Genomic DNA, 16,704 nt, shown 5'->3' on the forward strand with positions numbered 1-16,704 from the left:
TGGTTGCTGGCTTCGCGGATGCCCTCCACGTCGAACATGGCGCTGTCGGGGAAGCCGCCGGCAAAGCTGATGATGCCTGGCTTGCCCAGGAGCTTGAACAGCTCTCGGATGGCGGAGGTTTCTACGTTGTTCAGGCGGTCGGCGAATCGAAGGGGCATGGTCTGTCTCGTTGAAAGCGGAAGAAAGGAAAACGTCGGGTGCGGGATCACGCGGCCAGGGCGGCCACGGCCTGCACCACGGCCGTGCGGGCCTGGCCCAGCACCATGCCTTGCCATAGCGGGTTCTCGCTGCAAAAGGCATTGAACATGGCGTGCCGCACCTGGGCAGCAAGCCCCGGCGCGGCATCGGGGTGCAAGGCCAGCCAGTGGTCGGCGCGCAAGGCGTCGAGCATGTCGGCAGCCGGCACGGTGCCAAACTCCAGTGCCATGCAGTCCACGGTGGCGCCGGCACACTCGTCGTAGATCGCACTGGCCGCCGTGCCCTGCAGGGCCTGCGACACCGACTGGCCCTGCAGGGGCGAGAACACGTCCGCGCCCCAGCAGGCCCGGGCGCGATCGAGTTCGCCCGGCTGGCCGCGGCCGGCAAAGATCTTTTCGCCATGGCCAAAGGGGCCGAGCCCCGAATGGATGTCGATCCAACTGATCCGCTGCCTGGCGCGCCCCTGCTCGCGCAGCACCGCGCGCAGCGTGGTGTTGCTCCAGGCGGGCCGCAGGCCGGTGAAGAACAGGCCATCGGCATGGCTGGCCTGCCCGCGCATGGTGGTGCGCAGCCAGTCCGCCTGCCCATCCAGCGCAGCCCGGTTATCGGGCCCGGGCGGCCACTGCGGCGGGAGCAGCAGGCCATGCAGCGCAGCGTAACCGGCGTTGGCCGGCAGCGGCTGGCTGAAATCGAGGAAGTTGCGATTGAGGTCCACACCCTCCTCGTTGACTCGGCGCTGGTACGAAAAGCCATGCGGGTTGACCGCATGCACCAGCAACAGGGCCACGCGGCCCTGGTGCAGGCGGTCCTGCAGGTCCGGGTCGCCCAGCAGCGCAACCTGCACGGCCGAGCCGCACAGGCCTTCGACACCGTGCACGCCGGAGGTCACGACCACCAGGCGGTCCGCATCGGCCGGGCCGCAGAGCACGGTGTCCATGCCCAGGGCTTCGCCCTGCGCGCCACGATGGCCGGGGAGTTCGTGTGCATGCACAGGCAGGCGCAGTCGGGCTGCGCCGTGCCGAAAGCGCTCGCGCGCTGCCATGTAGGTCAGGGTCGGCAGCACGCGGTTCAGCCCTCCAGCTTGACGCCTTGCGCCATGCGCCGGATGCGCGTGTTCTCGGCCGCGTAGTAGCGCCCGGCATCGGCCAGCGAAAGCGCCGGGCCCAGTTCGGCGCCTGCGGCTTGCGTGGCGGCGCGCGTCTCGGGCATCTGCACCACCTGCGCCAGCGCCTGGTTCAGACGCTGCAGCACGGCATCAGGCGTCTTGGCCGGGGCCAGCGTGCCGAACCACAGCGAATGGTGAAAGCCCTTGAGCAGCTTGCCCTCGTCGAAGACCGGCACGTTCGGCGCCAGGGTGGAGCGCTGGGCAGCCGCCACCCCCAGGATCTTCATCTGCCGCGCGTCCACCATGTTCAGCAGGTTGCGCGCCACGGGCAGGAAGGTCATGTCGATCTGCTCGCCGATCAGGTCCTGGATCAGCGGGCCGCCGCCCTTGTAGGGCACGTGGAACATGCGGGCACCGCTGGCCGTGCGCAGGTTCTCGCTGACCAGGTGGTACATCGACCCCATGCCCGTGCTGCCATACGACAGCTCCCGCCCTCCTTCGCTGCGCGCCAGGGCGATCAGCGAGTCCAGGCTGCTGGCGGCCAGGCCGTTGCGCACGTAGAGCGCCAGCGGCGTGGCATAGAACATGCTGAGCATGCGGAAGTCTTCCGCCACATAGCGCGAGCCCGGAATCGACAGCGGCGCGAGCACCACCTCGTTGGGCGAGCCGATGAGCAGGGTGTTGCCGTCCGGCGCCGCCGCCAGCACCTTGCGCGCGGCCAGCGAGCCGTTGGCACCGGCGAGGTTCTCCACCACCACCGTCTGCCCCAGCACCTTCTGCAGGCCAGGCTGGATGGCCCGGGCCAGGATGTCCGAGCCACCGCCCGGAGGGTACGGCACCACCAGGGTGATGAGCTTGTCTCCCGCGCCTTGCGCCAGGGCCGGCCAGGCACCGGCAGTGGCCAGTCCGGCCAGGGTGTTGAGGGCCATCCGTCTTTGCATGGGTTTGTCTCCGTTCGAGCCTGTTGGAATGGGCGAAGCTTAGGCAGGGCACGCGCAAATAAAAAGACAGAAAATTTTTCCATGTGATAACTTTCGGTGATCATGAAGTTCCACCAACTGCGCTGCTTCCTGGCTGTGGCGCAACACCGCAGCATCCGCGCCGCGGCCCGGGCCCTGCCCCTGTCGCAGCCCGCGGTCACCAAGTCGCTGCGCGAGCTGGAGCACGACCTGGGTGTGCCGCTGGTCGTGCGCGGTGTGGCCGGTGTGCAGCTCACCGAGTTCGGCGAAGCCTTTCGCCTGCGCGCCAGCCTGTTGATGCAGGAGAGCAGCCGCGCGCGCGAAGAGCTGGCCCTGATACGCGATGGCGTGGGTGCCACGCTGTCGGTGGCCGTGGGCTCCACCGTGGCGCTGACCTTGCTGCCCAGGGTGCTGGCGGCGTTCAAGCAGGCCTATCCCCGCGCCCAGGTGAACCTGTGGGAAGACGTGCAGCCGTCCAGCCTGGACCGCCTGCGCGATGGCACCCTGGACCTGGTGGTGATGCAGGGCACCACGCAGCCGCTCGACCCGGACATGGAGTCCCAGCCGCTGTACACGCTCGATTCGGTGGTGGGCGCACGCGCGCAGCACCCCCTGGTGCGCAGCCGCTCGCTGCGCAGCCTGCTCGACGCGGAATGGCTGCTGCCCTCCAGCGGCCACGATGTCCACAGCCCCAGCGAGCACGTGTTCACGGCCCATGGCCTTCCCGTTCCCAGGCGCATCACCAGCTGCTATTCGCTCACGCTGGCACTGGCCTTGATCAAGGAGATGGACTACCTGAGCGTGTTTGCCGCATCGCTGGCCCGCACCGAGTTCGCCCGCCATGGCCTCAAGGCCTTGCCGCTGCGCGAGCCGCTGCCGGCCTCCACCGTCAGTGTGATCCGGCGCCGGGGCTCTCAAGCCACGATTGCGGCCCAGGCCTTCGTGGACATGTTGGAGCGCATGGGAAAAAAGGCGCACTGAACGGACGCGCTTGAGGGCATGGAGCGCTTGCGCACCCAACGCAAGGCGCGCGTGGGCCGGCAAGGCCAGGGCCCGCCCGTCAGGTACATGTCGAAATCGTTCAAGACGGTGCGCACCACCGGCGACACGATGGGCGTTTTCCACCAGGACCCCGCCACTTCGTGCAACATCTCCAGCCCCTTGCCAACGCGCTCTGGCATGCCACCCACACCTTCATCGTCCACGGACTGCCGGTCTCCACACGCATGACCGTGATGCGCCTGCCGGGCGGCAGGCTGCTGCTGCATTCGCCCATTCCCATCCACGCCGCCCTGCGCGCCGAGATCGAGGCCCTGGGCACCGTTCGCTACATCGTGGCGCCGAGCAAGACGCACCACCTGTTCGCCCCCTCGTGCGCAGCAGCATTCCCACAGGCAGCCCTCTACGGCGCCCCCGGTTTGCGCGCCAAGCGGCCGGACCTGGCGGCCCTGCAGGACCTGCCGCGGCCCGAAGAAGAGGCGCCCTGGCGGCCTGAGCTCGAACACCTGCAGATCGAAGGCATCCCCGCCGGCAATGAGACGGTGTGGTTCCACCACCCATCCCGCACCCTCATCGTCACCGACCTGGTGCAGTGGTGGCAGGGCGATCTGCCCTGGCAGGCGCGCGCCTATGCCTCGCTCACCGGGGTGCGCCAGCGGCTGGCGGTTGCGCGCACGGTGCGCCTGCTGGTGCGCGACAGGCCGGCGTTCCAGCGCAGCACGCAGAACATGCTCCAGTGGTCCTGCACGCGCCTTGTCATGGCGCACAACGCGGTCATCGAAGTGGATGCGCATGCGCAGCTGTCGCAGGCCCTGGCGCAGGTGTAAAAACCTGTTCCAAGGAACTCGCGCGCCCGGCGCGGCTCACAGTGCCATGCACAACACCCCAGCGCCCACCACCGCCCTCCCCCGGCGCAGCGTCGTCGTCGCCGCCCTGGTCGCCGCCCCGGCTCTCTGGCTGGGCGCCCGTGCACAGCCGGCCACGGCGCGCATCGCCACCCCTTCGCAGACCGAAGGCCCCTTCTACCCCGTACGCCTGCCCGATGATGCGGACCATGACCTGCTGCGCAACGGCCAGTTGAGTTACCGCGGCGGCCAGCCGACCTGGGTGGAAGGCACGGTGACCGACCTGGATGGCAAGCCTGTGCGCGGCGCGCAGGTGGAGATCTGGCAATGCGACGAAAGCGGCCACTACCACCACCCGGGCGATGGCGGCAAGGCCGACGCTGCCTTCCAGGGCTTTGGCCGGGTGACCGTGGGCGCCGATGGCAGCTACCGCTTTCGCACCATCCGCCCCGTGCCCTACAGCGGGCGCACGCCGCACGTGCACTTCAAGGTGCGGCTGGGCCCGCGCGAGCTGCTGACCACGCAGCTCTATGTGGAAGGCGATGCGGGCAACGCCCGCGACTTTCTCTGGCGCAACCTGTCGGAGGAGGGGCGCGCTGCGCTCACCGTGCCGTTCACGCGCGGAGCGGATGGACTGCAGGCACGCTTTCCCATCGTGGTGGCGGGCTGAGCCGGATCGCCGCGCACCTCACAGGATGATGTTGTTGCGCGGCCGCAGCAGCGGTGGCAGGTCCGTATCGCCCAGCAGTTCGCGCAGTTCGATTTCGACCATGCGGTTGATCTGGGCGATGGGCATGTCGTTGGCGCCGCCTTCGAACGGGTTCTCGGTACTCGCGCCCACCTGCTCCAGCGTGGTGTACATCCACGAGACCGCCACGCTGAAGGGCACGACCAGCCACACCATGTGGCCCTGCATCCAGCCGCTGGCCACGGCATTCAGCGCATCGAATTCCTTGAGCAGCCCGAAAGGCAGCAGCACGCAGAAGAAGCGGATGAAGAAGGTATTGATGATCGCGTACTGGCGCGGGTACGGGAGATTCTTGATGCGCTCGCTGCGTCCCTGGTGGTCCAGCAGCTCCTTGATGGCTTTTTCCATCTCGATGAAAAAGTTGATGGGGATCTCGCCCATCTGGAACAATTTCACAATTGTCCTGCTCTGCCGGGCCAGCAAGGCCGTGGCCTTGTTGCGCGAGGCAAGCACCTCGCGCAGCTCGTCCGCATCCAGGAACCTGGCCAGCTCCACCTCCAGCGCCGTTTCCTGCTCGGGCACGCAGTAGCGGCGCTGGTACTCGGCATTGGTGCGCCGGTTCGTGCTCTCCCACGCCCTGTGCCGACGCATCTGGTACCTGAGCGCGGTGACCCAGGCCAGGTGCCGATGCACCAGTTCCCGGGTGGCAGCCTCACTCTTCACATAGTCGCGGCTCACCAGGCCCCAGGCCCGGCTGGCATTGAGGATGCCGGTCCACACCTGCTGGGCCTCCACCGTGCGGGCATAGGTCTGGGTGTTCTTGAAGCTCACGATGAACGCCGTGGCCGTACCGATCAGCGCCACCACGGTCCAGGGCACGCTCAGCCAACGCCAGTGCGCCAGTTGGTAGAGACACACCGGCACCAGACCCAGCGCGACCAGGACATAGATCTCCCGCCGCGTCCAGACCATGAACTCGGAGAGCCGGTATCCCCTGCCAACGTTCATCGCTGCGTCATCCAGGTTTCGAATGTGACGGCGCCCAGGCGCGGCGCGTCGCTCGGCGTGAGCGAGCGGTCGTCGAGCTGCACGCCGAAGTACGGCGCCGTGGCGTCGGTCACCACCGTGCGCGCATCGCCGATGGCCGCCAGGTAGCGCTGCACCAGCGCAGCCAGCCCGAACCGCTCGGGCCCGGCGATCTCGACGGTGCCGTTGACCGGATCGCCCAGCGCAGCATCGGCCATGGCGGTGGCCACGTCGTCGGACGCAATGGGCTGCACCAGGGCCGGCGACAGGCGCACCGTCTGCCCCTCGGTGCCCGCCTGGGCGATGCCGCCAAGGAACTCCATGAACTGCGTGGCGTGCACGATGGTGTAGGGAATGGCCGCGGCCTTGATCAGCTTTTCCTGCGCCAGCTTGGCGCGGAAGTAGCCGCTGGCCTGCAGCCGCTCGGTGCCCACCACCGACAGCGCCACGTGGTGCTGCACGCCGGCCGCCGCCTCGGCCGCCAGCAGGTTTCGGCCCGAGGTCTCGAAGAAATCGAGCACCGCCTTGTCCTCGAACGAGGGCGAATTGGCCACGTCCACCACCACCTGTGCACCCACCAACACCTGGGCCAGGCCTTCGCCCGTGAGGGTGTTGACGCCCGTGTTGGGCGATGCGGCCACGGCCTCATGGCCGCGCACGGTGAGTTCTTTGACGAGCTTGCTGCCGATGAGGCCGGTGCCTCCGATGACGACGATCTTCATGGTGTTCCTTGGGGTAGGTGCGGTTCGATGCCTGAATGGTAGGATCGATGCCATCCGTCTTAAATGACCAATACCCCTGAAATCCTGCCAAAACGCACGCGTGCCAGGCGCGTGCTGTTCGTCGCCTTTCCCGAAGTGGGCCTGCTCGACCTGACGGGTGCGCAGACCGTGTTCTGGGCCGCTACCAAGGCCATGGAGGCGCGCGGCCTGCCGGGCTATGAACGCATCACCGCCAGCCCGGCGGGCGGCCTGGTGCGCAGCGCCGAAGGGCTGGAGCTGCAGACCGTGGCACTGCGCCAGTGCCGCGCCAGCACGGTGGACACGCTCATCGTGCCCGGCTCGCCGCACATGGATGTAGTGCTCGACCAATCGGCCCCGCTGGTGCAGTGGCTGCGGCGCGCATCGGCCAAAACGCGGCGCACGGCGTCGGTGTGCAGCGGCGCGTTTTTGCTGGCCGCGGCCGGCCTGCTGGACCACAAGCGCGCCACCACGCACTGGCTCATGTTCGACCGCATGAACGAGCGCTTCCCCACGGTGGAGATCGACCGCGACGCGATCTTCGTGCAGCAGGGTGCCGTGTGGACCTCGGCCGGTGTCACGGCGGGTATCGACCTGGCGATGGCACTGGTGGAGGCCGATTGCGGTCACGACGTGGCCATGGAGGTGGCGCGCGAGCTGGTGGTCTACCTCAAGCGGCCCGGCGGACAATCGCAGTTCAGCGCCCTGCTGCGCTCGCAGGCCGACAGCTCCCCCGCCTTCGAAGAACTCAACCTGTGGATCTGCGCCCACCTGCAGCGCGACGACCTGACGGTGGAGTTCCTGGCCGAGCGCGCCCGCATGAGCCCGCGCAACTTTGCCCGCCAGTACAAGGAGAAGACCGGCCGCACGCCGGCCAAGGCGGTCGAGGTGTTTCGCCTGGAGGCCGCCAGGCGCCTGCTGGAGGACTCCACCCGCCACATCGACCAGATTGCCCTGCAATGCGGCTTTGGCGACGAAGAGCGCATGCGCGTGACCTTTCAGCGCCACCTGGGCGTGGCGCCCCGGGACTACCGCAGGCGCTTTGCGCGCCGTTGAGCGCTCATCGAAACAGCGACCCGTCGAGTGCCATGCGCACAGTGCGCAGCGTGAGCACGGCCAGGGCGATGCTCAGCGCGCCCAGCAACACGATGGCAATCCCCCACAGTGGCCCGCTCGCACGGAACTGCGCATACTGCAGCGCCGCATTCGCCAGCGCCGCCATGGGAAAGCTGATGGCCCACCATCCCGGCGTGAACGGAATACCGGGCCGGAAGACCTTGGGCACCACCACAGCGAACATGAACAGCCCGAAATAGAACAGCAGCGCGGCAAACCGGTCGATGCCGCCCGCGATGTTGGCGTAGGCCAGAAAGCCCACGGCAAACGGCGCCAGCAGGATCATGTACGCAGGCGCCATGGCGGGCGGCAGCGGGTCCCGGTGCACCAGCCGGCCAATGATCAGCGTCAGCAGCACCAGGGCCAGCATGGCGCCGACGGCGCTCGCCAGCAGGTTCACCTCCGCAGCCCAGGCCATGGGCATGTGCCCGCCGGTCACCGGGATGTCGAGCGTGGCCACGCAGGGCACGATCCAGGCCGGCACGGCGTTGGACGCATCCACCTGCCCTTTGAGCAGGCGCGACACCACCACGAAGCACAGCACCAGCGTGGCCACCACGCCCACCGTCCAGAAGCCTTGCGCAGCCGGCGCGCTGTAGGGCCCGGCCACGGCCGACAGCAGCAGCACCGAGATGGCGATGGTGCCGAAGAAGTTGCCCGCCACCGGGTGGCGGAACTCGGCGCGCACGGCATCGGGGTGCTTCACCAGCTTGGCCAGGTAGCCCGCCGACAGCAGCACGAAAACGCCCAGGGCGAACGCCCCGATGGCCTCGCCAATAATGGCCGGCGCGCCCAGGCTGCCATGGGCCAGCCGCCAGGCCAGCGCCAGGCCGCTGAGCCCCATGACGGCGGCGAACAGGTTCACGGGCAAGTTGCGCACCGAGGCCTGGGAGCGCGGGTGCAATGTGGGGGGTGAAGCAGGGATGGAAGTTGCGTGCATGGCGGCCTCGATTGGCAGAATTTGCATGGATAGGTAATTTCTGCCAAACTGGCGCGGCCGTCCCGGCCACGGCACGGCGTTTTCTGCCAATGACCGGGCCCCGTCTGCCATGCGCATCGCCATCCTCGCCTTTCCCCGCTTCCAACTGCTCGACGTGGCCGGCCCTGCCGATGTTTTTGCCGAGGCGGCGCGCCAGTTGGGCCAAGCGCACGCCTACCAGGTGCAGATGCTCAGCGCGAGTGCAGGCCCGTTGCGCAGCAGCTGTGGGCTGCGCATGGCGGTGGATGCCACCGTGGCCACGCAGCGCGGCACCATCGATACGCTGCTGGTGGCGGGCAGCCCTGACATCGGCGACATGGCGACCGATGCGCCGCTGCAGCACTGGCTGCGCCGCCGCGCCCGCACGGTGCGGCGCTACGGCTCGGTGTGCACCGGCGCCTTCGTGCTGGCCGCTGCCGGGCTGCTGGACGGCAAGCGCGTGGCGACCCACTGGAACTCTGCCGCGCGGCTGGCGGCGGGCTACCCCGAAGCCTGTGTCGAAGCCGATGCCATCTATGTCCAGGACGGCAGGCTCTTCACCTCGGCCGGCGTCACGGCCGGCATGGACCTGGCACTGGCCATGGTGGAGCAGGACCATGGCCGCGACCTCGCGCTGCGCGTGGCGCGCGGGCTGGTGATGTTCCTCAAGCGGCCCGGCGGGCAAAGCCAGTTCAGCGCCCACCTGGCGGCGCAGACGGCCGAACGCTCCAGCGTGCGCGCGCTGCAGGAGCATGTGCTGGCCAACCTGCAGGGCGACCTCTCGGTACCCGCCCTGGCGGCGCACGCCGGCATGAGCGAGCGCAGCTTTGCGCGCACCTTCCGCAGCGAAACCGGCACCACGCCTGCCGAGTTCGTCGAAAACGCGCGCATCGACGCCGCACGCCGCCTGGCCGAAGAGTCGGGCCTGCCGGCCAAGCGCCTGGCCGATGCCGTGGGCTATGCCAGCGTGGACGGCTTTCGCCGCGCCTTCACCCGCCGCCTGGGCGTGGGCCTTACGGAGTACCGCAGGCGCTTTGCGGGATAGGGCCCGCTATCAGGCCCTGAGCGCCGCGTCGCACGCCCGACGCAGCAGCGCCGCGTCCAGCACCTCGATGCTGCCGTAGCTCAGCCGTATCGCCCCACCCTCCTCCAGCTCGCGCAGCGACCGGTTGACGCTGGAGCGGCCACTGCCCAGCATGCGCGCCAGTTGCTCCTGCGACCAGTGCACGGCGTGCACGGGGTTGTCGTGGCGCCAGCCCCAGCCGTGCAGGGCCAGCCACAGGCGGCGCGCGATGCGCTGGGTGAGCGGGCGGCGCATCTCCTCGTCGATCACGCGGTAGACGATGCGCAGCTTGCCCACCGCCAGGCCGGCAATGGCGCGCCAGTGCTGCGGGTGCGCCTCCAGCCAGGCCAGCAGCGGATCGCGCGGCACGCAGAAGACGGTGGAGGGCACATCCGCCACGGCATCGTGCGAGCGCGGCTGACCATCGGTGAAGGACAGCTCGCCAAACCACAGGCAGGGGGACAACACCACCAGCACCGGCATCTGGCCATCGGCATCCACCGACTGCACCGTGAGCGAGCCCGCCAGCACGCAGCACAGCCCGCCGCCCGGCTCGCCCTGGGCAAACAGATGCTCGCCGGGCTGCAGCACGCGCTGGCGTCCGTGGGCCAGCAAGGCATCCTGCAGGGCGGCGCCGCAGTGGCGGAACCAGCTGTCGGCCAGCATGGCGGTGCGCAGGGTCGCGGCGTCGGCGTGGTCGGCCATCAAGGAGGTGGAAAGGCTGCGGGCGAAGGGTCGGCATTCATTCTCGCCCCGTGCCCGGGGCCCTCGCCTTCGGGGTTACCCCCAGGGACTGCGGTGCCAGAGTGTCCTGCGGCGCACAGTCTGCGCAGGCGCGGCGGCCTATGCTGGAGCAGCCGACCTCGGCGCATGAACAAAGCCTCCCCGCATGCACCTGATTGCCGACGAACCAGCCACCGCAGATCTCCCACGCCCAGACCAGCCGCCGCATCTTGCCACGGGCACGCCGCGACGGCATCAGCGCTTGTCTCGATCCCGCCCACCCCGTTTGTGCGCAACACTGGGCCACCGCACGCCCGGCGGCGGCGGCCTGCGCCGCGGCATGAAAAACTTTCACCACAAGGAGACCGCATGAACCACCTGAGCGGAATGGACGCCTCGTTCCTGCACCTGGAAACTCCCGAGATGCCCATGCACGTGGGCAGCCTGATGGTGCTGGACCTGCCCGAGGACTATGTGGGCGATTTCTACGAAAACGTGAAGACCCATGTGGGCAAGCGCCTGCACCTGGCCAAGGTGTTCCAGCGCAAGCTGGCGCTCATGCCCTTCGAGCTGGCCAACCCGGTGTGGGTGGATGATGAGGACCTGGACATCGACCACCACATCCGCCACCTCATCGTGCCGCGCCCGGGCACGCGCGAGCAGCTGGAGCGCCTGGTGAGCCGGCTGCACTCGCCCCTGCTCGACCGCAGCCGCCCGCTGTGGGAGATGGTGGTCATCGAGGGGCTGGCCACGGGCCAGGTGGCCGTCTACACCAAGGTGCACCATGCCGCCATCGACGGCCAGGCCGGGGTGGCCCTGGCCGCCGCCCTGCTGGACCTGAGCGCCGAGCCGCGCGTGGTCAAGCCGCCGCGCCCGCGCCGCCAGCTCAACCGCTACCAGCTGGGCGTGGCCGAGCTGGCCACGGCCGCCCTGGGCAACACGGTGCGCCAGTACGTGAAGCTGGTGCAGACCCTGCCCACCACCTTGCGCGCCGCGCGCAGCGTGCTGCTGCCGGTGGACGAAGCCACGGGCAAGCGCCGCCTGGCCCTGCCCAAGGGCTGGAAGCTGGCGCCCCGCACGCCCATCAACGTGGCCATCACCAACCAGCGCTCGTTCGCCACGCGCGCGCTGCCGCTGGCCACCTTGAAGCAGCTGGCCAAGGCCAGCAACACCAGCCTGAACGACGTGGTCATGGCCATCTGCGCCGGCGCGCTGCGGCGCTACCTGGCCGAGTACGACTGCAAGCCCGACAAGCCCCTGGTGGCCGGCGTGCCGGTGTCGCTGCGCGAGCAGGGCAACCAGGACATGACCAACCAGGTCTCGTTCATCATGGTCAGCCTGGCCACCCACATCAAGGACCCGCTGGAACGGCTGCGCGCCATCCACGCCTCGGCCAACACGGGCAAGCGCGTCACGGGCCAGGTGAAGGGGGCGATCCCCATGGATTTCCCCTCCTTCGGCGCGCCCTGGCTCATGAGCGGGCTGGCCTCGCTGTACGGCCGCTCGCGCCTGGCCGACAAGATTCCGCCGGTGGCCAATGTCGTCATCTCCAACGTGCCGGGGCCGCAGGCGCCGCTGTACCTGGCGGGGGCCAAGATCGCCACCTACTCGCCCGTGTCCATCCCCGCGCACGGCATGGCGCTCAACATCACGGTGCAAAGCTACAACGGCACCATCGAGATCGGCCTGACCGCCTGCCGGCGCGCCATGCCCGATGTGGGCGACCTGGGCGACTACATGATCGACGCCGCGCACGAACTCGCCAAGAGCATTGCCGCGGCGGCGGCCACCGCCGAAGCGCCCCCAGCCGCTGCCCCGCCAGCACCCAAGGAGGAAGCGGCAAAACCCGCCAAGGCAGCCAAGCCCGTTGCCGCGAAGAAGGCACCCGCAGCCCCGGCCAAAGCCCGGCGCACCACCCCTGTCCGGGCCCAGCGCGCTCGGCCCGCCCCACCCAAGACACCCAAAGCGCCCACCGCATCGCCAGCGCTTGCAGCGACCGCCGCCGCCAAGAAGCCCGCACGCCGCCGCACCGCGGCCACCGGCGCATGAAGTCGCCGCGGCCCCCCTCGCCCCCAGGTGCCCTGCGCCTGGCGCTGGAATGGCGCGCCCCGATGGAGGCCGCTGCCTCATTGGCCCTGTGGCCCTGGCTGCGCAACACGGCGCGTGGCGATGGCCACAGCGTGCTGGTGCTGCCGGGCCTGGCGGCCAGCGATGTCTCCACCCACCTGCTGCGCAGCTTTCTGCGCGCACAGGGCTGGGAGCCCCATGCCTGGCGCCAGGGGCGCAACCTGGGGCCCCGCCCCGGCGTGCTGGAGGCCTGCCTGGACCATGTGGAGCGGCTGCACACCACATCGGGCCGCCGCATCAGCCTGGTGGGCTGGAGCCTGGGCGGCGTCTACGCCCGCGAACTGGCCAAGCGCCTGCCCGGTGCCGTGCGCCAGGTCGTCACCCTGGGCAGCCCGGTCAGGCACCACGCCAATGCCTCCAACGCCCGGCGCCTGTACGAGTTTGTCAGCGGCCCGCGCGCCTACGACCCGGAGCTGATGGCCCGCCTGGACGAACCCGTACCCGTGCCCTGCACCTCCATCTACAGCCGCAGCGATGGCATCGTGGACTGGCGCGCCAGCCTGCAGCCCGAAGGCCCCGAAACCCAGAACATCCGCGTGCCCGCCAGCCATGTCGGCATGGGCATGAACCCCGTGGTGCTGCGCCTGCTCGCCGAGCGCCTGTCGCAACCCGAAGAGGGTTGGCAGCCACGGCAGGGGTCGTGCGTCTGCAAGAGAGGCTGAACACCGGCTCCTGACCACGCCTGCAAAACGAGAACCCATCTCGGATGAGATGGCCATCCATACGGCGCAGGGAGCGGGACTATCGTGGCCGGCGCAACCACGGGCGACATGGTGGCGCGCTACGACGAGAGCCGGCAGTTGAGCGTATCGATCAACGTGGAGAACGCCACGGACAAGCAGTACGTCAACCTGAGCGGATTCTCCACCTACGTGGTTGGCAACCCGCGCAATGCGTGGCTGCAGGCAAGCTACCGGCTGACGCCCGCTACGCCGTGCCGCCGGGCACCTGCACCTCGCCCACCACCGGCGGCACCGGCACCTGCGCACGCCGTGGCGCCAGCGCCTGCACGAACTGGCGCGTGGCGGCCTCCCAGTTGAACTGCTCGGCATGGCGGCGCACGGCATCGCGCGGCTTGAGCATGGCCGCCAGGCAGGCGGCGCGCAGGTCGGTGTCGAGCACGCCGCCGGGCGAGTCCTTACCCACCACGTCGATAGGCCCGGGCACCGGGTAGGCCGCCACGGGCGTGCCGCAGGCCATGGACTCGGCCATCACCAGGCCGAAGGTGTCGGTGACGCTGGGGAACACCATCACATCGGCCGTGCGGTAGACCGATGCCAGCGCCGGGCCGTCGAGCACGCCGATCCAGCGCACCTGGGGGAACCGGGCCTTGAGCCGGGGCAGCTCGGGGCCCTCGCCCGCCACCCACTTCTCGCCGGGCAAATCCAGTTCCAGGAACTTGTGCACCTGCTTTTCCACCGCGATGCGGCCCACGTACAGGAACAGCGGCGCGCTGCCGCGCTCCATGCGCTCGCTCTCGGGCGCAAAGAGCGACAGGTTCACCCCGCGCGACCACAGCCGTGCGCCCGTGAAGCCGCGCGCCTTCAAGTCATCGACGATGGCCGGCGTGGGCGCCACCGTGGCGCGCGCCGCGTTGTGAAAGCGCCGCAGCAGCGCATAGCTCCAGCGCGTGGGCAGGCCGATGCGGGCATGCACGTATTCCGGAAACCGGCTGTGGTACGCCGTGGTGAAGGGCCAGCCCTCGCGGATGGCAAAGGACCGCGCCAGCCAACCCAGCGGCCCCTCGGTGGCGATGTGCAGGCAGTCCGGGTCGATGGCGCGGATGCGCCGGCCCACCTCGCCCCGCGTGGTCAGCGCCAGCGCGATCTCCGGGTAGGTGGGGCAAGGCATGGAGCGAAAGCCCTGGGGCGAGAGGATCTCGACCTCGTGCCCCATGCGCCGCAGCTCGGCGCGCGTCATCTTGAGCGTGCGCACCACGCCATTGACCTGGGGCTCCCAGGCATCGGTCACGATCAGTATCTTCATCGGCGCCTCTCTTCCTTTTGCATCAAGGGTGGTGGGGGGATGCGGCTTGCGCGGTATGCGGTGGTACGTCGGCATCGGCCTGCTGCAGGGCCCGGTGCGACCGGTGCCAGCGACAGCCGGCCAGCGCCGTGCAGCCGGCCACCAGCAGGCCCAGCGCGGCGATGAGCCCGCCCGTGGTCCACCCCAGCGCCAGCAGCAGCGTGTAGGCGCCCAGCATGAGCAGCACGCTCAGGTTCTCGTTGAAGTTCTGCACCGCGATGGATTCCCCCGGGCTCAGCAGCACATGGCCACGGTGCTGCAGCAGCGCATTCATCGGCACGACGAAGGCGCCCGCCGCAAAGCCCACGGCCGCCAGCAGCGGGATGGCCCAGGCGACGGACTCCACCAGCAGCATCAGCGGCACGGCCAGCCCGATCAGCACGCCCAGCGGCAGCACGCGCGGCGCCTGCGCCAGCGCCACGCAGCGCCCCGCCAGCGCTGCCCCCGCGGCAATGCCCACCGCCACCACGGCCTGCAGGTAGGCGGCCCGGTCCAGCCCCAGCCCAAGCGACTGCTGCGCCCAGGCCAGCACCACGAACTGCAGCGTGGCCCCCGCGCCCCAGAACAGCGTGGTCACTGCCAGCGACATGCCGCCCGCGCGGTCGCGCCACAGCACACGTTGCGCCACGCCAAAGCGCGCCAGCAGCGCCGGCAGCCGCCAGGCCGACGAGGCGCCCGCCGCCGGGCGCCGGGGAATGAAGGCATTGAGCACGCCCGCCGCCAGGTACACCGCCACCACAGCCACCAGTGCGGCCTGCAGACCACCGCCCTCCTCCGCGTCCGTCCTGTCGCCCCACAGCGCGGCAAAGCCATCGCTCACCAGCCAGCCGCCCAGCGCCGTGCCCAGGATGATGGCGCCCACGGTGCTCACCTCCAGCCAGCCATTGGCGCGCACCAGGGCCGCGGCCGGCACGCGCTCGGTGACCAGGCCGTACTTGGCGGGCGAGTAGCAGGCCGCGCCCGGCCCCGCCAGGCAAAAGGCCGCCAGCGGGTGCAGGCCCAGCAGCATGGCCAGCGCGGCGCAGGCCTTGAGCACATTGGCGGCCAGCATCACCCGCTCCTTGGGCCAGCGGTCGGCCACCACGCCCACGCAGGGCGCCAGCACCACATAGGCCACGGTGAAGACCAGCTTGAGCAGCGGCGCCAGCCACGCCGCCTCGCCCCTCTGCATGAGGCAGGCAATGGCCACCACAAGCAGCGCGTTGTCGGCCAGCCCCGAGACGAACTGCGCGGCGACCAGCAGGCGCACACCCTGAATGCTCATGGGGTGCGGCCTCGGGTGGTGCCACATGCGTTCATGGCCGGCCATTAGGCAGCGCGCATGTGTCGCTCGCATGACGCACCCGCCTGTCTCGCACCCGACACGCCGCCGTCATCGCCCCGTCGCGCCCGCGCGCGACAACCGGGCCAGCAACAAGCACCCAACCCCCAAAGGTCGTGGCATGAAAATCGTGGTCTTCGGCGCCGGCTATGTCGGCCTGGTCTCTGCCGCCTGCTTTGCCGACATGGGCAACGACGTGGTCTGCATCGAGCGCGATGTCGCCCGCGCCCAGGCCATCGAAGCCGGCCGCCTGCCCCTGTACGAACCCGGGCTGGACGCCATCGTCGAGCGCAACCTGCGCGCCCGGCGGCTGAAGCTGGCCACCCAGGCCGACGCCAGCACCCTGCGCGGTCGCCACGCCGTCTTCATCGCCGTGGGCACGCCATCGGCCGACGACGGCGCGGCCGACCTCTCACAGGTGCGCGAGGTGGCGCACACCATAGGCCGGCACATCGACCAGTACACCGTGGTGGTGAACAAATCCACCGTGCCCGTGGGCACTGCCGACGAGGTAGCGCGCATCGTGCGCGCCGAGCTGGAATTGCGTGGCGACGATGGCAGCGATGAAGCGCTGTTCGACGTGGTGTCGAACCCCGAATTCCTGAAGGAAGGCGCGGCGGTGCACGACTTTCAGCGGCTGGACCGCATCGTCATCGGCGCCGCATCAGCGCGCGCCATCGGCGTGATGCGCGAGCTTTATGCGCCCATCTCGCGCCAGCGGGACCAGGGCCTGTTCACACTAATTTCGGGGTCGCGAAGGCCCTTGCCGGCGTGCCAATCTAGGCGCGCGACGCAGCGTGTGCCCCTGCAC

The 16,704-nt window shown here is 69.6% G+C and carries 16 protein-coding genes and 1 pseudogene; 8 read left to right on the top strand and 9 right to left on the bottom strand.

All coding sequences use genetic code 11. The features are described 5' to 3' along the window. From AC3WOH_RS34270 to AC3WOH_RS34280, 3 genes and pseudogenes are all read right to left on the bottom strand, one after another. Positions 1 to 158 (bottom strand): annotated as a pseudogene (locus AC3WOH_RS34270) (PLP-dependent aminotransferase family protein); the annotation flags it as partial. A 47-nt stretch (positions 159 to 205) separates the two neighbouring features. After that, a complete protein-coding gene (locus AC3WOH_RS34275) occupies positions 206 to 1,261 on the bottom strand; it encodes a M14 family metallopeptidase (RefSeq protein WP_492233796.1) in 1,056 nt (351 codons plus the stop codon). 5 nt (positions 1,262 to 1,266) lie between these two features. Beyond that, complete coding sequence (locus tag AC3WOH_RS34280; protein ID WP_492233797.1) at positions 1,267 to 2,244, bottom strand: tripartite tricarboxylate transporter substrate binding protein; 978 nt, start codon at positions 2,242 to 2,244, stop codon at positions 1,267 to 1,269. 102 nt (positions 2,245 to 2,346) lie between these two features. Between AC3WOH_RS34280 and AC3WOH_RS34285 the strand changes: the two genes are divergently transcribed. The 3 genes from AC3WOH_RS34285 (at position 2,347) to AC3WOH_RS34295 (ending at position 4,776) form a co-directional block, all read left to right on the top strand. Next, on the top strand, positions 2,347 to 3,243 hold the full coding sequence (locus AC3WOH_RS34285; protein ID WP_492233798.1) for a LysR substrate-binding domain-containing protein: 897 nt from the start codon (positions 2,347 to 2,349) through the stop codon (positions 3,241 to 3,243). Positions 3,244 to 3,404: 161 nt separating this feature from the next. Then, on the top strand, positions 3,405 to 4,088 hold the full coding sequence (locus AC3WOH_RS34290; protein ID WP_492233799.1) for a DUF4336 domain-containing protein: 684 nt from the start codon (positions 3,405 to 3,407) through the stop codon (positions 4,086 to 4,088). Between the two features lie 46 nt (positions 4,089 to 4,134). Further along, positions 4,135 to 4,776: a dioxygenase family protein gene (locus tag AC3WOH_RS34295; protein WP_492233800.1), complete on the top strand. Its 642-nt coding sequence runs from the start codon at positions 4,135 to 4,137 to the stop codon at positions 4,774 to 4,776. 18 nt (positions 4,777 to 4,794) lie between these two features. Here the strand turns inward: AC3WOH_RS34295 and AC3WOH_RS34300 are convergent, their stop codons facing one another. Both AC3WOH_RS34300 and AC3WOH_RS34305 read right to left on the bottom strand, forming a co-directional pair. Then, positions 4,795 to 5,802 (bottom strand): bestrophin family protein, encoded by a 1,008-nt coding sequence (locus AC3WOH_RS34300; protein WP_492233801.1) that lies wholly within the window; start codon positions 5,800 to 5,802, stop codon positions 4,795 to 4,797. Further along, on the bottom strand, positions 5,799 to 6,542 hold the full coding sequence (locus AC3WOH_RS34305; RefSeq protein WP_492233802.1) for an SDR family oxidoreductase: 744 nt from the start codon (positions 6,540 to 6,542) through the stop codon (positions 5,799 to 5,801). The genes AC3WOH_RS34300 and AC3WOH_RS34305 overlap by 4 nt, the downstream gene beginning before the upstream one ends. A gap of 63 nt (positions 6,543 to 6,605) precedes the next feature. Here AC3WOH_RS34305 and AC3WOH_RS34310 point away from each other — a divergent pair, with 63 nt between their 5' ends. Further along, positions 6,606 to 7,616, top strand: coding sequence for a GlxA family transcriptional regulator (locus AC3WOH_RS34310; protein WP_492233803.1), 1,011 nt, complete (start codon positions 6,606 to 6,608; stop codon positions 7,614 to 7,616). A gap of 4 nt (positions 7,617 to 7,620) precedes the next feature. On the opposite strand, the gene AC3WOH_RS34315 is transcribed toward AC3WOH_RS34310, so the two are convergent. Further along, entirely contained in the window at positions 7,621 to 8,616 is a 996-nt protein-coding gene (locus AC3WOH_RS34315; RefSeq protein ID WP_492233811.1) for an SLAC1 anion channel family protein, read from the bottom strand. A gap of 109 nt (positions 8,617 to 8,725) precedes the next feature. On the opposite strand from AC3WOH_RS34315, the gene AC3WOH_RS34320 reads away from it, so the two are divergent. Then, positions 8,726 to 9,679 carry a GlxA family transcriptional regulator gene (locus tag AC3WOH_RS34320; protein ID WP_492233804.1) on the top strand — a complete coding sequence of 318 codons (954 nt, stop codon included), beginning with the start codon at positions 8,726 to 8,728 and terminating at the stop codon, positions 9,677 to 9,679. 9 nt (positions 9,680 to 9,688) lie between these two features. Here the strand turns inward: AC3WOH_RS34320 and AC3WOH_RS34325 are convergent, their stop codons facing one another. After that, a complete protein-coding gene (locus AC3WOH_RS34325; RefSeq protein WP_492233805.1) occupies positions 9,689 to 10,402 on the bottom strand; it encodes a Crp/Fnr family transcriptional regulator in 714 nt (237 codons plus the stop codon). A 387-nt stretch (positions 10,403 to 10,789) separates the two neighbouring features. Here AC3WOH_RS34325 and AC3WOH_RS34330 point away from each other — a divergent pair, with 387 nt between their 5' ends. Together AC3WOH_RS34330 and AC3WOH_RS34335 are read left to right on the top strand one after the other, a co-directional pair. Further along, positions 10,790 to 12,469 carry a WS/DGAT/MGAT family O-acyltransferase gene (locus AC3WOH_RS34330; RefSeq protein WP_492233806.1) on the top strand — a complete coding sequence of 560 codons (1,680 nt, stop codon included), beginning with the start codon at positions 10,790 to 10,792 and terminating at the stop codon, positions 12,467 to 12,469. After that, complete coding sequence (locus AC3WOH_RS34335) at positions 12,466 to 13,209, top strand: esterase/lipase family protein (RefSeq protein WP_492233807.1); 744 nt, start codon at positions 12,466 to 12,468, stop codon at positions 13,207 to 13,209. The genes AC3WOH_RS34330 and AC3WOH_RS34335 overlap by 4 nt, the downstream gene beginning before the upstream one ends. A gap of 265 nt (positions 13,210 to 13,474) precedes the next feature. On the opposite strand, the gene AC3WOH_RS34340 is transcribed toward AC3WOH_RS34335, so the two are convergent. After that, on the bottom strand, positions 13,475 to 14,533 hold the full coding sequence (locus AC3WOH_RS34340) for a glycosyltransferase family 4 protein (RefSeq protein WP_492233808.1): 1,059 nt from the start codon (positions 14,531 to 14,533) through the stop codon (positions 13,475 to 13,477). A 22-nt stretch (positions 14,534 to 14,555) separates the two neighbouring features. After that, the gene (gene lplT, locus AC3WOH_RS34345) at positions 14,556 to 15,836 is read right to left on the bottom strand and encodes a lysophospholipid transporter LplT (RefSeq protein WP_492233809.1); all 1,281 of its coding nucleotides are present in this window, start codon (positions 15,834 to 15,836) and stop codon (positions 14,556 to 14,558) included. Between the two features lie 178 nt (positions 15,837 to 16,014). Between lplT and AC3WOH_RS34350 the strand changes: the two genes are divergently transcribed. Beyond that, positions 16,015 to 16,704, top strand: a 690-nt coding sequence (locus AC3WOH_RS34350; RefSeq protein ID WP_492233810.1) for an NAD-binding protein, incomplete at its 3' end; no start/stop codon positions are given.

The organism is Acidovorax sp. FW305-C-20-28, from assembly GCF_058783375.1.

Excerpts from the sequence above, each read along its gene's own strand:
- AC3WOH_RS34280 (WP_492233797.1), bottom strand. The coding sequence starts at position 2,244 with ATGCAAAGACGGATGGCCCTCAACACCCTGGCCGGACTGGCCACTGCC.
- AC3WOH_RS34285 (WP_492233798.1), top strand. The coding sequence starts at position 2,347 with ATGAAGTTCCACCAACTGCGCTGCTTCCTGGCTGTGGCGCAACACCGC.
- AC3WOH_RS34295 (WP_492233800.1), top strand. The coding sequence starts at position 4,135 with ATGCACAACACCCCAGCGCCCACCACCGCCCTCCCCCGGCGCAGCGTC.
- AC3WOH_RS34300 (WP_492233801.1), bottom strand. The coding sequence starts at position 5,802 with ATGAACGTTGGCAGGGGATACCGGCTCTCCGAGTTCATGGTCTGGACG.
- AC3WOH_RS34305 (WP_492233802.1), bottom strand. The coding sequence starts at position 6,542 with ATGAAGATCGTCGTCATCGGAGGCACCGGCCTCATCGGCAGCAAGCTC.
- AC3WOH_RS34310 (WP_492233803.1), top strand. The coding sequence starts at position 6,606 with ATGACCAATACCCCTGAAATCCTGCCAAAACGCACGCGTGCCAGGCGC.
- AC3WOH_RS34315 (WP_492233811.1), bottom strand. The coding sequence starts at position 8,616 with ATGCACGCAACTTCCATCCCTGCTTCACCCCCCACATTGCACCCGCGC.
- AC3WOH_RS34320 (WP_492233804.1), top strand. The coding sequence starts at position 8,726 with ATGCGCATCGCCATCCTCGCCTTTCCCCGCTTCCAACTGCTCGACGTG.
- AC3WOH_RS34325 (WP_492233805.1), bottom strand. The coding sequence starts at position 10,402 with ATGGCCGACCACGCCGACGCCGCGACCCTGCGCACCGCCATGCTGGCC.
- AC3WOH_RS34330 (WP_492233806.1), top strand. The coding sequence starts at position 10,790 with ATGAACCACCTGAGCGGAATGGACGCCTCGTTCCTGCACCTGGAAACT.
- AC3WOH_RS34335 (WP_492233807.1), top strand. The coding sequence starts at position 12,466 with ATGAAGTCGCCGCGGCCCCCCTCGCCCCCAGGTGCCCTGCGCCTGGCG.
- AC3WOH_RS34340 (WP_492233808.1), bottom strand. The coding sequence starts at position 14,533 with ATGAAGATACTGATCGTGACCGATGCCTGGGAGCCCCAGGTCAATGGC.
- lplT (WP_492233809.1), bottom strand. The coding sequence starts at position 15,836 with ATGAGCATTCAGGGTGTGCGCCTGCTGGTCGCCGCGCAGTTCGTCTCG.